The following is a 13,336-nucleotide window of genomic DNA, read 5'->3' on the forward strand; positions in this document are numbered from 1 at the left end:
AGACGAGAGTCCGGAACCCGAGCCTGACCCCCCCGGAGCTCCGCACGGCCCCGCTGACGCCAACCCGGACGACGGCGTTTCAGAGGGCGCTCCCTCGGACGGGGCTGGCCCGGACGGCGACGGAGGCGCGGATGCGGCCGGGTCGGGTCGCGATCCGGCCCGGGAGCCACGCTCGATTTCCGAGGCTGTTGAGACAGCCGCGACCTTGGCCGCCCTCAGCACGGTGTTCGGCGCGATCCTCTTCTACTTCGGCTGGTCCCGATCGTCGACTACCTTCGGCTACTTCGGGATCGGCCAGGACCTGCTCGACCTGTCGTTCCGTGATTACGTCCTTCGCAGTGCCAATGCGACGTTTCGACCGCTGCTGACGGCGCTCGCGGTCGCGTTCGCCGCCATCTCCCTGCATCGGTGGCAGATCCGGGACCGGCAGTCTCACCCCGCGGTCTGGATTGGCGTGGTCGTGGCTGGCGGGCTGGCGCTCGCCGCCGCCGCGCTCGGATTCTTCGACTGGTACCACTACCGAACCAACTGGCCGATGGTTCCGCTGCTCGCACTGTGCGGGTCGATACTGCTTGCCTACGGGATCTGGCTCCGGGAACGGCGGTCGCCTGCGGCCGACGACGGGAAGCCACGTGGCGCATTGCGCCTCCTGGTGGTCGCCGTTCTCACGCTGACATCGTTCTGGACAATCGCGGGATACTCCCAGATGGTCGGGTTGGAAGCCGGCCGCGATCTGGCCCGGAATCTGCAGCACCTTCCTGCTGTCACGGTCGGAAGCGCGACCCGGCTGGACCTCGACGGGCCTGGCGTCACGGTCCAGGAGGATCCGAGGCAAGAGGCGGCCTACCACTACTCGTACTCTGGCCTGCGCCTTCTCATACGCTCCGGGGGACGCTACTTCCTCGTTCCGGATGGTTGGCGCCGTGGCGAGGACCAGGTGTTCATAGTCACCGACACAGGCGACATCGGTATCAAGATCGGCCTGGGATGACCGGCTACGCTACAGGACCGGCGTCCTGCCAGAAATCCCAGAGCTCGCCATACTCGCCGTTGCTCTCAGCGCTAGCGAGGATAAGTAGGTTCTCATCGGTCCAGTAAATGATCGTCCGCCCCGGCTCCTTGGTGCAGCCGGCCTCGCCAACGTACTCACCGTTGACGGTGTAGGCCTGTTCGGTGTTTGTCTGCGTCTCGTCTGGCCAGCACGGCTCATCGCCCGCTATGACATGGAAGGACCAACTGAGGTCATCCAGGAATTTGTACAGCGTGTACGTGACCGTGATATTCGGGTTCGTTGACGCGCGACATGATATCGACGCATGCTCGCCGTCCAGGTGCGCCTTATCCGAGCATTGGACGCTGTCCGGAAGGTGCGCACGCAGGTAGCCAGCGGCCTGGGCGTCCGGTGATGGGGATATCGTCGGGAAGGACTCGGGAAGGTCAGCCCCGCCGCCCAGGTCCTCTCTGGCTCCCAGATCGGCGCCACTGTCCGAGTCGGCGCCGCACGCCCCGAGCCCCACCCCTGCGAGCATCATTATCATCGCCGACAGCAACAGTACCCATCGGTAGCGCCCGCCTCGCATTCGACGCCCCCCACGCAGTTGCGAACCCGTCGCGACCTAGTGTGGCGTTCGCGGTGGCTCTGCGTAGGAGATTGCGAAACGGGGGGGGTCGTTCTCGCGCGGACAGGTCGGAGGACCCGTCCGCGCTCACGGTGCCTCGTCGTCGGGCAGCCTCACCGCGACGTGCCGGACCGCCCGCCAGCTGACCCGCACCTAAGATCTTCGACCGCGGGGCTACCGCCTCGGAGCGGGCCAGCCAATTCCTGCGCCACCTGGCGGAATGCGGCGCTCCTGCTCGGGAACTTCAGTGTTCACCCACGCGGAACGTCGACCCGGTAGGAGGCCGGGGTGGTCAGGGCGCTCGGCCCGACGCTGGACCGGGCCGACTTTACACATCGACTTCACCTCGTCGACGCATCTGGCCGTCGGGTGCGCTGGCACCGGGAGGACCCGTGGGGGTCGCCCGGGTGCGCGCCGCCGTGCCGCGTACTCCACGGTCGATGATTGACAGACTTCGTCGCCCGCGAAAAGATCACCGAAAGTCTCTATGTGTGCGCCTTCGTGGCAGATGGCGAAGACACCCGCCCCGCACGTGCGTGCGGGTGGCGTCCCGCCGTCGCTGTCGGAAATGGGGGGCGATGGGCGCCAACGAGTCGGTCGAGCCTGTGCTGGAGTCGCCGGACTGCCAGCAGAAACTGCCCGCGTGGGGCGTGATCCGCGACTTCCGGTTCGGCCAGTTCATCCGTCTCTATGACGAGCGGGTCATCGACGGGAGACGGCGGACGACGCCGATCGTGCTCACGTCCGACGGAGACATCGTCGAAAGACCCGCCGACGGCAATGCCGGGACGGTCGCGACCGAGCACGCTCTGCCCGTCAGAGGTGACGGCGGCGTCGCTGCCCTCGGCCTGCATCTCATCGACGCCGACGTCGACCTCGACCAGGCGATCGGCGGGAAGCCTGCGGTGTCGGTCCAGGTGACTGACCTCGACGGTCTGTTCGCCTCCAAGACGGTGACGGCCGACGGGCGGGTGTGGGACGTGGAGCTCGGCCTCACCGCGGCCAACCGGCTTCGCGAGGGCGGCTCCGTCTTGGCCGTCGGGCGGGGGCGTGACGGCAACGCGAGCGTGCTGCGTCTCAAGCCGAAGGTCACCACGGTCGTGATGAGCGACGGCGACCTGGACAGCTGGCTCAGCGGCCGGGCCATCTCCACAGGGGAGGGCCTGGTCGAGTTGGACGAGCGCGGGGTGCGGTCGTTACTGACCACCGGCCGGCTGACCGCCGCGGCGACAGTCGAGGGGCGTCCCGCCGGCCTGCTCCGCGTCGAGGCGCCTGGGCAGTCCCTGGAGGGAGGGCCCGCGGCGGACCGGCTCGTCATCGACGACCTGGCTGAGTTCCTCGCCTACCCGGTCATCCCGGCCCGGACAGGCGGCTCCGTCGTGGTCAGCCTGGACGCCGGCCAGGTCCGCGAGCTGCGGCTGGGCAACGAGATCACCGCGTTCGCCGGCGGGCGCGAGATCAGCCTCGTTCACCCCAACCGTGGCGCCGAGCTGCCGTCGGGCTATCTGATGCTGGGCAAGGCGACTCCTCGGCCGGGACCGCTGGGTCCACCGCCCTTCGACGTCACGTACACGCTCCGGGACCTGTGGCGTGAGCTGCACGACTACCCGTTCGGCCAAAGCGGCGGTTCGTCTGGCGGCGGCTCGGCCGGGCCCGGGACCCGGGAGAAGAACGAGGATGGCGCGATCCACCTGGCGGACGAGGGGCTCCCGGTCGCGGTACTGCTGCCCTGGCAGCAGACGTGGACGCTCAAGGGCTTCAGCCGGGGCAACCTGCTGTCCACCCTCGCCCTCGCGCCGGGCGAGGAGACCACGATCACCGTGTCCAGCTGGGAGCGGCGCTCGAAGGCGCTGCAGCAGTCGGCGGAGACCGAGGTGGAGCAGACCTTCGACTTCACCTCGACGACGCGGGACACGGAGGACGTGTTCCATGAGGTTACGAGCAGCAACGAGTTCAACGCGCAGGCCCACGGCTCACTGGACGCGTCGTACTCGCCGGGAATCGCCTCGATCCACGTGGAGGCCGGCGGCCAGGTGTCGAACACGCAGAGCCTCGCGAACGTCTGCCGCACGTCCACCCAGCACGTCCGGGAGTCGACGACCCGCGCCTCCACCCGCGTCCGGTCCCGCCGGATCACGACCATCACCGAGAGTGTCGAGACGGAGTCGCGGACGCAGGTCGTGCGGCACCTGCGCAACCCGAACGAGTGCCACACGCTGACGATGAACTTCCACGAGGTGCTGGCGCACTACGACGTGGACGTCCGGTTCCTCAAGGCCGGCGTCCGGATCGTCGTGCTGGTCGCGAACCCGGTGACGATCCGCGACTTCGACAGCCTCACGGTGCGGGTGAACGAGGCGACCCTGCGTGCCTACCTGCTCGACCCCGCGCTCGCCGATGGCTTCGAGGCGTGCCGGTTCCTGGAGGCCTACGCCCGGGCGGAGCAGGAGCTGCGCCGCCTGAGCGTGCTGTCCAAGCAGGAGAAGGACCTGGACCGGGAGCGGACCGTTCCGCCCGCGAATGAGCCGCAGAAGCAGGCCAACCCGCAGCTCGCGCCGCTGATCGCCATCGTCGGCGAGCTCAGGCGCCGCGCGGCGTTGTTCGTCGGCGCGGATGTGGGCCCGGCGCTCACCTCGATCGCCGCCCATCGGACGCCGCTCGCGTCCGAGGTCGCGGGGGCGCAGCGGTGGCTGTGGCGCCGGTTGGTGGCGACGAAGTTCGGCAACGGGCTCATCGCCGAGCTGGACCGGATCTCGACACAGGCCCCGAGCCCCGACCTCGCGAGGGCGTTGCTGGCCGCCGTCCCGCCGGCGGGCAGCGTCCCGGCGCTCGACGCGCTGGGCACCCTGGGCGACCAGGAGAAGGAGGACGCCGGCCTGTCCGGCCGCATCAAGAGCATGCCGAGGTATGCCCCCGCGGACTGGGGCCTGTTCTGGTATCCGAAGGCCAAGGGCGCCGGCCTGTACGACCCGGACGACGGAGGCATCCCGGGTGGGCTGGCGCAGCTGCGCACCGCGTTCCAGGCGTGGGAGAGCAAGGAGTTTGAGGGCGCCGGCGTGCAGGCCGCCGCGGCCGTCGCGGCCCAGGCGAACCAGGAACAGGCCGCTACGACGCTCGCCGACCGCCTGGAGATGAAGTTCGGCGCGGAGATGGTCGGCGCCGCGATGGAACGCTCCGAGGCGCTGCGCGCGCACTTGAACCAGCACCGTGACTACTACCGGTATGTGCTCTTCCAGGCGCTGCCGCCGAGCGAGCAGCTGCAGCGGCTGATGGACGCCGCGCCGCAACTGCGCGTCGGCATGTTCGAGCCGCATGTGGTCGCCTCCGACGGCCCGAACCTCGCGATCCCGCTGTCACCGCTGGCCGAGACGACACTGATGAAGGTCATCACAAACCTCGCCAACGAGCTTGAGAAGGCCGCCACCGACGCGTCGGCGGCCGGCGAGAAAATAGCCACCGACCAAGTGATCCTGCCAACCCCCGGGGTCAGCGTGGAGTCCTGGCTCGGCGAGTGCTCCGGCTGCGAGGAGCACGTCGAGGCCCTGCGCGAGGCGGCGAGCCGCGAGGCGGTAGCCAGGGCACGCATCGCCGAGCTGGAGGCCGACCGCCGGGCGAGGCTGCTGCAGAACAACGACACGTCCGACCCAGACCCGGACACGGTGCCGCATCTGCACGTTACCGTCGGCCAGGCCGGCGCACCCGAGTCCTGACGGGACCGCGGCATGGCGAAGGCAGTCACGATCACCCTGCCCGGCGACCAGCTGCTGACGCTCCCGGTGGACGACCCGGCGGCAATGGACATGGTCCTGCGCGCCACGCACCTGCTCGGCGGCTGGCCCTTGGTCGCGGAGAAGGAGGAGACGCTGCGGGGGGACATCGACGACCGCTACGGGCCGGCGCTGACCAGGATCAATAAACTCCGGGCGCGCATGGACGAGCCACCGGACGCGGCTGCGCTCGCGCGGGCCGCGGTGTCGACGACGGCAGCGCTGGAACAGTCGCGGTCGGCGCTCGAGGCGTGGCGGGCGGCGGCAGGCCGTCTGTCCCCGCTGGTGGCGGACCAGCTCGCGCAGGCCGAGCAGGTGGGCCGCCACCTCGCGAAGCAGCGCCTTGATCGGTCCGCCGAGCAGATCCGGCGGGAGGCCGGCCGGTACCTGACCGGCTTCGACGACGCTGTGTTTGCCGGTGACACGCTGGAGTTCCCGAGCACCACGCGGCTGCGGCCCGGCACTGGTAAGGCGAACCCGGACACCGACCCGGTGGCCGACCTCCGCGCCAAGGCACACGAACTCACCACCGCGGAGCGGACAGCGGCCGGCGAGGACGCGGAGGCGGCGCTGGCGACGGCGCTCGCGGCGACCGCCAGCCTGGCGATCCTGGCCATCAGCGGGCTGGCCAGCGCGCGCGCTGCGGCCGCAAAGGCCGTCAAGCTCGCCGCGCTGCGGGGACAGCTGGCGGCGCGGCATCCGGTGCTGTTCCGCCTCGAGCTGCCGGAGAGCCTGAAACCGGGCCGCAAGGACCCGCCGACAGACGACGAACTGCTGGCCGCGCTCACGGCCGCGTTCGCGACGACGTGGAACGCGCAGCGCGCCATGCGGCCGGGGGTCGACGCCCTGGTCATCGCGAGCTGGGACGTCCGCCATCCGGACGGGCCGTCCGCGGGGGCGGCCGAGCGGCTGCGGCAACGTGGCCTGAAGGGTGGCCTGGCGAGCCTGTTCGATCCGGCGTTCGGGCCCTGGGGCTTCCCCCAGATCATGGCCGACGCCGCCGCCGACCTGGCCGGCCCGGGACCGAGCCTGGTCTCTCAGGCGGTGCAGGACGTCTACGCGGCCGTCGACCCGAGCCTGGCATCGACGTTTGGCGAGTGCGTCGGGACCATGGGCGCGATGCTGGCGCTGCACCTGGTCGCCCCGCCGCTCGCCGTGGTCGCCGACGTGCTCCTGGCGGTCAAGGGCATCGCCGAGGCGGTCGTGCAGTTCCTGCGCGACCGGGCGGCCTACCTCTGCGCGCTGAACCCGGCGGACTCGCTGGGTGTGGCGCCGTCGGTGCTGCGGCTCGCCCTGCAGTGCGCGGGCGAGGTCGCCGGCGCCCTGCCAGCGGGGAAGATCGCGACGTCGGTGAGTGTCCTCGCCCCGCTTGCCGCGGGGCTGGTGCCCTGATGGGGTTCAAGCCGGCGGGCGGGTCCGCCAAGCGGAGCACATCGACGTTCAAGGCCGTCGCGGCAAAAGGCGCGACGGCCGAGGGCGAGGCCGGCCTGACGAAGCGGTTCGTCGAGGGGGTCCTCGGGCGGATCGGGCCCACGAGCAGCCGCGCCGTCGTGCTCATCGGCGTGCAGCCGGCGTCCGCGCTGACCCACGCCTATCCGGAGTTCAACGCCGCGCTGGTGTTCCTCGACCTGCGCGCCCGGATCGCGCACGCCCTGCCGTCCGTCGACCCGAAGCGCGCGGCCGTGCGGGCCGCGCGTCGTGATGTCGAGACGGCGCTCGCCGCGATGACGGACGAGCAGTACGCCCGCGCCGCGCGGCTGCTGCGTGACACGGTCGGGGACGTGCCGGCGGCGACGTCGAAGAAGAACCTGCTGGCCGCCGTGCGTGAGCAGCTCGACGAGGACTACCCGATATCCCGCGTGGCGGCCAGACGGGGCAAGACGGCGCCGAAGTTCGGAACAAAGACGGTGAAGCCCGCGAAGGCGGTGAAGCCGGCGGTGGTGGCGCGGGCGGCTGCTGGCGGCGCGGGGCGCAAGACCGCGTTCGACCTGCTGGACGACCTGGCGGCCTCCTCCGGCGAGGTAGCGCACGCGCTCCGCACGTTCCAGCAGGCCTGCCTGCATGAGGAGACGTCCGTCATCCAGCAGACGGCCCTGGCCCTGCGGGACGCGATCAGCAAGCACCGCGGGGCCGCGGACCTCGACTGGAAGGCCGCCGACCGGTGCCGGAGAGCGGTCGCCACAGTCGCCCGCTCGTTCGAGCGGCAGGCAACGTCGGCCGAGGGCAAGGCCGCCGCGCACGCGTTCTGGACCGCGTTGGACGACCTCCCGGCGGGCCACCCACTGCTGCCGGTGTACGCCCGGCTGCACTCCTGGCTGACGCCGGAGGATCTCGAGAAGCTCGGCACAGCGGCCGCCCGCCTGCGGCCGATGACCGGCGTCGGCCTGACCGAGGAGGCGCTGGCGGACGCGGCCGGCGGACGCATCAACTCGGTCGTCGGCAGGCTCGGGGAGATCGTCGGCGTTAAGGGCGCGTACCGGCGGACCTTCGAGGCCGAGCTGCGGCGCGCCGCAGAGTTCGCGGACAGCGCGGCTGGCAGGGGGTGGCGGGTCTTCGTCGCCCGCACACCCGTCCGCGCGCTGCGCGCGGACGGCAAGGGGTTCCACCAGTTCTACGACGACGCGATCATGCTGGTCGACGAGGCCCGCGGCAAGGTCGCCCTGTCGTTCACAGGCCAGTTCAAGGCGGGCGACGCCGCCTCCCTGGACGTGCTCGCGCAGCTGGACTCCGACGAGCTGCGTGTACAGCTGGGGAAGCTGCTCGTGGACGGCAAGGTCTACGACATCGAGAAGGGCATTATCCCGCGCCGTTCGACGATCGTGACGACGACGCTTGGGGTCGCGGACGAGCAGACGTTCCTCAAGGGTGGGGCCAAGGCCGCCGGCTCCGCGAGGGCTGCCGCGACGACGGATCCGGCAAGGCTCGCGGAGGCGATCTCCGACCGGGAGATCCAGTTCCTGCCGATGGGCGTCGACCCGGCGGACCTGCGCGCCTTCGTGCGCTTCTTCCTTGAGGCCGCAGGCAAGATCCCGCCGGGCTGACGTCTCAGGGCGACTCCGCGATCAACGAAAGCGCCAAAGTTTAACCGCAGCAAGCAGCGGGTTTTCCGCGGTAACGGCCTCGGCGACCTGCGCGGACGCGAGGGCTGGATGGGGGTGGGACCGGAATACGCCAGAAACCTGCCGCGGTGCCGTTGAGATGCTGGCCAGCCGCCGTCCTTGGGGGACTGCACTGGTAGGCAGAAAGGGGCAACGGGCTCAGCGGCGTCGGGCCGCAGGATCCCGGCCGGCCTGCCAACGGGCCAGCGCCTCCGGGGACACCCGGGCGTAGCGCGCCAGAGAGGCGACCGAGGTGTGCCCGGAGTAGGAAAGCAAGGTCGAGGTGTTCGCGCCGTCCTCGGCGGCGTGGGTGAGCGCCGAGTGGCGCAGCTGGTGCAGCGTCGCTCCGCCCGTCGCCGCGGTGAACAGCTCGGCCGCCCGGCGGTAAGACAGCCGGGCACGGCCGCTGCCCGGGTCGAGGTCGGCCGGCGGGAGCGCGAGGCGAGCGCGCCGGTCGGTGACGAACACCGGCCCCGCCGTCCGCCCCTTCAACAGCCGCGGCAGCAGCCGTGCAGAGCCGGTCCGCCAGACGATGACGTCGACGGCGTTGCCCTTGCGGCGGACCTTGGCGCACCGGTTACGCAGGTCGAGCTCGTCGACGTCGAGGGCCAGGACCTCGGAGGCGCGGGCGGCGGTCTCGTACAACATCCGCCACAGCACCCGCTCCCGCAGCCCGATGTCGCCCCGGCCGAGCAGCTCCTCGACGACCGCCCGCGACAGCGCCCGGGTCCGATCGGGCGCGCGGCCGCGGCGGCGGATCGCCCGGGTCGGGTCGCCGACGATCCAGCCCTGGTCGCGCCAGTAGCCCGCCGCCGAGCGCAGCGCGTCCAGGTTGCGGTTGAACGTCGCCGGCGCCGCCGGCCCCCACCGCCCGGCAAACCAGCCGGCCAGCGTGCTCGCCGCGGCCGGCTCGTCGAGCACCGCGACAAGCACCTCCGATCCGAGGTGCTCGCGAAGCTGGCGCAACGTCGATGCGTAGACCCGCCGAGTCCCCGCCGTCTCCGGATGGTCCAACGTGGACAGGAAGGCGGCGACCGCCTCGGTCACAGTCGGCGCCTCCGAACGCCGCGCCAACGCCCGCACCGCACCCATGGCAGCCCCCTCCGCCTCTATCGCAGAAAAGCACCAGGAGTCGGCCCCGTCCAGCCCTCGCGTCCGCGCAGGTCGCCGAGGCTGTTACCGCAGAAAATCTGTTCCTCTCCGCGATAGCTCCCTAGTGAAGGCTTAAGAAGTACCGGCATGACGACGCCGGATGCCAGATGATCCTGTGACGAGGGGGAACGGATAGGCGTCTCGAGTGGGGCGCGAGCTCAGCGAACTGTGTCCTCACATCAGTGTGAGTCCCGTCCGGCGGGGCGGACCTGACCGCCCGCCCTGGAAGCAGGACATCCCCTGGTGGCGCTCGCCCTGACGCCACCAGGGGCGCGAGAATCAGTGCCCCAAGTCGACATGAGCACCCGCATGACACCCAAAGGATACGAAATATGCCAGTCGTAGAGGGTGTCGCCTCGGCGGCGCCCTATGACCCAAATGTGTTTGACCGGCTAAATGAATTCTATGTAGCAAAGCGCGGACTAAATCGAAGTCGAGAAAAGCTATGCCCTCTCGGTGACATCTTCGTCCGGCACGAGCTATTTGGGGTGCTAGGCGCCAATCTCTTGCATAAACATTTCAACATTGATGACGGAGAGGTGCTGGTTCGGCGCGTCTCCGACAACAGCGCCGTAACTCGTCCCGAGCGCTACCGTCCGGATCTCGCCCCGTACCTTTGGCGCCCGGTCGCCATCGGAGAGGGATCTTGGAATTTTTACCCGTTGGAGTTCCTTCCTGCGGAGCAGTGGAGCGACGATTTCAGCATCGACGAAAGCGGGGAATTTCTCTTCGAGTTCGCCGAACAATCCGCGCGACTGGGTGTCGGCGATCTCTTCGGTGTGGGACTAAAGGTCCATCGTCAGCTTACCCTGAGGGATAACGAGATCCTTGTCGAGACGACCGATCTCGAACGGCGCGAACTCGTGGTACGTCCAGTAGACGCCGACAGCATTGCCGAAGAACTTACGGAAACGTTCTGGGAATTCACTCCTCCCGAGCTGTGCGGCAAGCCGGGTGTACACGCAAAAGGGAAATGTATAAGTCACTGCTCAATGCACTGTAAGGGTCATTGCAAGAGCCACTGCAATAATCACTGTTCGGGCTCTCATTGCACTAACCACTGCCGCGGCCACGGCTCATCGAATTGTGTGGGACACTGCGTTAACCACTGCGCTTCACACTGATTCTTCCGGTATGTGCTGTGGCCTAGCCTCCGCCGAGTCGCCGCGCTGCGAGCGCCGAACCACCTCTCCCCACGCCCAATTAGCGGCCACTTCCACGACTCTGACCCCCCAGTTCTGGACCAACGCCGGGCGCGCTGGCGCGCCCGGCGGCTACCACCAAAGACGACGTCTGCCGACACCTCACCGCAGTCTGCTGACGCCATCGCGGCGTCCCTCCGGACCGATGAAGCGCGCATCTGGCCGCGAGTTGTTGGGAGTTCCCTCACGGACCCCCCTCGCCTGGCAGGGCACACCTTGACCTGGGCGACAAAGCCTACCGCCGCACGCGGCACCACGCCGCCATCGATGCCACTACGGGCGTTCCGTAGTGTTCTTTGACCTCAGTTCGGCGCGCACCTCATCCGCCTCATGCCGATTCATCGCGTTGAGTATGCCCTCTGCGACACTGGCTGGCATCTTAGCGAGTCGAGCAGCTGCCCATCCCGAGCCGGACATGGCCAAGACAGCACCTGCCATGTGAGGAGACATGACGGTCAGCCACTGGCTGCCTAGGTCGCTATCCACGCTGTGTAGCCGGTCCAAAGCCGAGTCGGGGTCGAGTTCTCTCAACCAAGCCTTGGTCTGCTGGTTGATCATCGATGGGTCTGCCTGGTGTTCTTCGCGCTGCTGAGCAGAGTGGGAGGGATCATCCGCGGTGTCCCAGCCCAAACGGTTTGTCATCTGTGAATCCGTGCTTCCGATGCTACGGCGGGCATCGCGTAACCTCTGTATCAATTGCCGTACCTTGCGATCAGATATCACTGCATCGAACATGCCCTCGCTTCGGCGCTCATCGTTGTCAAGTTCGCCGCTGATCGCATCGATCAGCGCCCTGGCCTGCGAGTCCGCGATGCCGTGGTCGTCAAGGAATACTTCGCAGGCCACCACTCGACTTTCGCGTTCTTCTTGATCGGGAATGTTGGTTTGTCTTCGCGTGATGAGGTTTCTATTCGATCGTGGTGAGCTGTTTGTGTGGTGCGGGTGTTTGGGGTGGTTTGTCGCCTCGGGTCGGTGCCTGTTTTGGGCTGTTCCGGGGGCTGTGGGCCGGTCAGGGGCCGGTCTGGGTGGCTGGTGGGGCGGGTTCAGGCCGCGAGGCCGTGCTCGGTGGTGTCCCAGGCCAGGTGGAGGGTGTGGATTTCCGCGGCGGTGGGCGTGACGGGGTCAGCTGGGCGAAAACGCGCGGTGATCAGGACGCGGCGTAGCTTGCCGAGGGCGTCGGCGGTCGAGACGGTCGTCTTGGTCGTGTACCAGGGTGCGCGGGCGGTGGCGTCGGCGACGTCGGAGTCGTGGTGGCCGGCGGTGAGGTACCAGGTCAGGGTGAGGGTCTGGGCGAGCAGGGCGAACGGGACCGCGTGCCGCACGGCCTGCGCGGTGCGGGTGTGGGTCTGTCCGACGCCGAAGAGCTGCTTGGCGTCGGCGATCGCGACCTCGACCGCCCAGCGGGCGGCGTACCGCTCGGCGATCGTGGCGGGGCGGCTGAACAGGTCCGTGCTGATCAGGGCGAGCAGCGGGCGGCCGGGTTCGCGGACGAGCACGAGCTGGACGAGGCGGGGGCCGAACACCGAGTACCACAGGCAGACGGTCACCGCGACGTCGACGGTGTGGACGCGGCCGTAGCGGGTGACGGTGGTCGGGCGGAAGTCGGCGGTGGCGGCGAGCTGGGTGATCGTGGCGAGCCGGTCGCCCTTGACGCGGGGGCGGCCTCGGCGGCCGGTGCGCGGCGGGGCCGGCGCGAACAGGGCGGCGTCGGCACGCGGTCGAGTCGTCCAGGTCACGTTGCGTGGCAGGGACTTCAGCTCGCCGCCGGCGTAGGCGGAGTCCGCCACGACGTGGACCTGGCGGTCCGGGAACAGGCGGGCGAGCCGGGCCGCGGCGCGGGCGGCGAGCCACAGCCGGGAGCCGGACATGGTGCCCTTGACAACCAGGCACGCGTAGACCGGCAGGCAGATCGGCCGCGCGAAGACCGTGCCGCGCAGGACGACACCGACGATGACCCAGTTGTTGCCGAAGCCGACCGGCGTCTCGCCCTTCGCGGCGCCGTCGTGGAACCAGCCCGCGGCGAAGACCTTCCGCCCGGCGCGGTGGAAAAGGGTGTCATCGACGACGACGGTTATCGGCCCGGGGCCGGTGAGCAGACCGACGACGAGACGGGCCAGCGTGTCGCCGACCTCGTCGAGCGTCCAGGCGGCCTTCGCGAAGAAGTAGTGGGCCCGGTGGTGCGGGGTGTCCCGATGGCGGCCGGCGCCGACGAGCATCCCGACGACGGTGCGCCGCCCGGGCGCGGCGACCAGCCCGGTCGCCAGCATCCGGAACGTGGCGAAGCTCGGCGCGGTGAAACACGGCCGGAAGTACTCCAGCAGGACGGCGAACGACGGCGGTATCGTGACGTGCGGGAGCATCGGCGACCCACTCTTCGGAGTGTTGGTGTGGAAACGCCGATGCTCCCGCCACCAGCCCCGTGAGCTGGACCTTCCCCTCATCAACACTCCGCGTGAAGCCACGCGCGGAAACAGCCGGCGAACATGCCCACACTGAAC

The 13,336-nt window shown here is 69.4% G+C and carries 9 protein-coding genes; 5 read left to right on the forward strand and 4 right to left on the reverse strand.

The annotated features are described in order from the left end of the window. The first annotated feature begins 205 nt into the window (after positions 1 to 205). Positions 206 to 991, forward strand: a complete 786-nt coding sequence (locus FRADC12_RS27010; protein WP_045878723.1) for a hypothetical protein — start codon at positions 206 to 208, stop codon at positions 989 to 991. Positions 992 to 995: 4 nt separating this feature from the next. On the opposite strand, the gene FRADC12_RS27015 is transcribed toward FRADC12_RS27010, so the two are convergent. Then, a complete protein-coding gene (locus tag FRADC12_RS27015) occupies positions 996 to 1,550 on the reverse strand; it encodes a hypothetical protein (RefSeq protein WP_157489069.1) in 555 nt (184 codons plus the stop codon). A gap of 647 nt (positions 1,551 to 2,197) precedes the next feature. On the opposite strand from FRADC12_RS27015, the gene FRADC12_RS27020 reads away from it, so the two are divergent. From FRADC12_RS27020 to FRADC12_RS27030, 3 genes are read left to right on the forward strand one after another with little or no spacing between them, the layout of a single operon-like run. Continuing rightward, complete coding sequence (locus tag FRADC12_RS27020; RefSeq protein ID WP_045878725.1) at positions 2,198 to 5,329, forward strand: hypothetical protein; 3,132 nt, start codon at positions 2,198 to 2,200, stop codon at positions 5,327 to 5,329. Between the two features lie 12 nt (positions 5,330 to 5,341). Next, on the forward strand, positions 5,342 to 6,778 hold the full coding sequence (locus tag FRADC12_RS27025; protein WP_045878726.1) for a hypothetical protein: 1,437 nt from the start codon (positions 5,342 to 5,344) through the stop codon (positions 6,776 to 6,778). Continuing rightward, positions 6,778 to 8,427, forward strand: a complete 1,650-nt coding sequence (locus FRADC12_RS27030; RefSeq protein WP_045878727.1) for a hypothetical protein — start codon at positions 6,778 to 6,780, stop codon at positions 8,425 to 8,427. The genes FRADC12_RS27025 and FRADC12_RS27030 overlap by 1 nt, the downstream gene beginning before the upstream one ends. A 216-nt stretch (positions 8,428 to 8,643) precedes the next feature. Here FRADC12_RS27030 and FRADC12_RS27035 read toward each other — a convergent pair whose 3' ends face one another. Next, positions 8,644 to 9,531 (reverse strand): tyrosine-type recombinase/integrase, encoded by an 888-nt coding sequence (locus FRADC12_RS27035; protein WP_232304076.1) that lies wholly within the window; start codon positions 9,529 to 9,531, stop codon positions 8,644 to 8,646. 437 nt (positions 9,532 to 9,968) lie between these two features. Here FRADC12_RS27035 and FRADC12_RS31845 point away from each other — a divergent pair, with 437 nt between their 5' ends. Next, positions 9,969 to 10,760, forward strand: a complete 792-nt coding sequence (locus FRADC12_RS31845; protein ID WP_157489070.1) for a hypothetical protein — start codon at positions 9,969 to 9,971, stop codon at positions 10,758 to 10,760. Between the two features lie 351 nt (positions 10,761 to 11,111). Here FRADC12_RS31845 and FRADC12_RS27040 read toward each other — a convergent pair whose 3' ends face one another. Then, positions 11,112 to 11,687 carry a hypothetical protein gene (locus FRADC12_RS27040; RefSeq protein WP_045878729.1) on the reverse strand — a complete coding sequence of 192 codons (576 nt, stop codon included), beginning with the start codon at positions 11,685 to 11,687 and terminating at the stop codon, positions 11,112 to 11,114. 194 nt (positions 11,688 to 11,881) lie between these two features. Beyond that, positions 11,882 to 13,198, reverse strand: coding sequence for an IS701 family transposase (locus tag FRADC12_RS27045; protein ID WP_045878730.1), 1,317 nt, complete (start codon positions 13,196 to 13,198; stop codon positions 11,882 to 11,884). Positions 13,199 to 13,336 lie beyond the last annotated feature (138 nt).

Source organism: Pseudofrankia sp. DC12 (assembly GCF_000966285.1).
Taxonomy (GTDB): domain Bacteria; phylum Actinomycetota; class Actinomycetes; order Frankiales; family Frankiaceae; genus Pseudofrankia.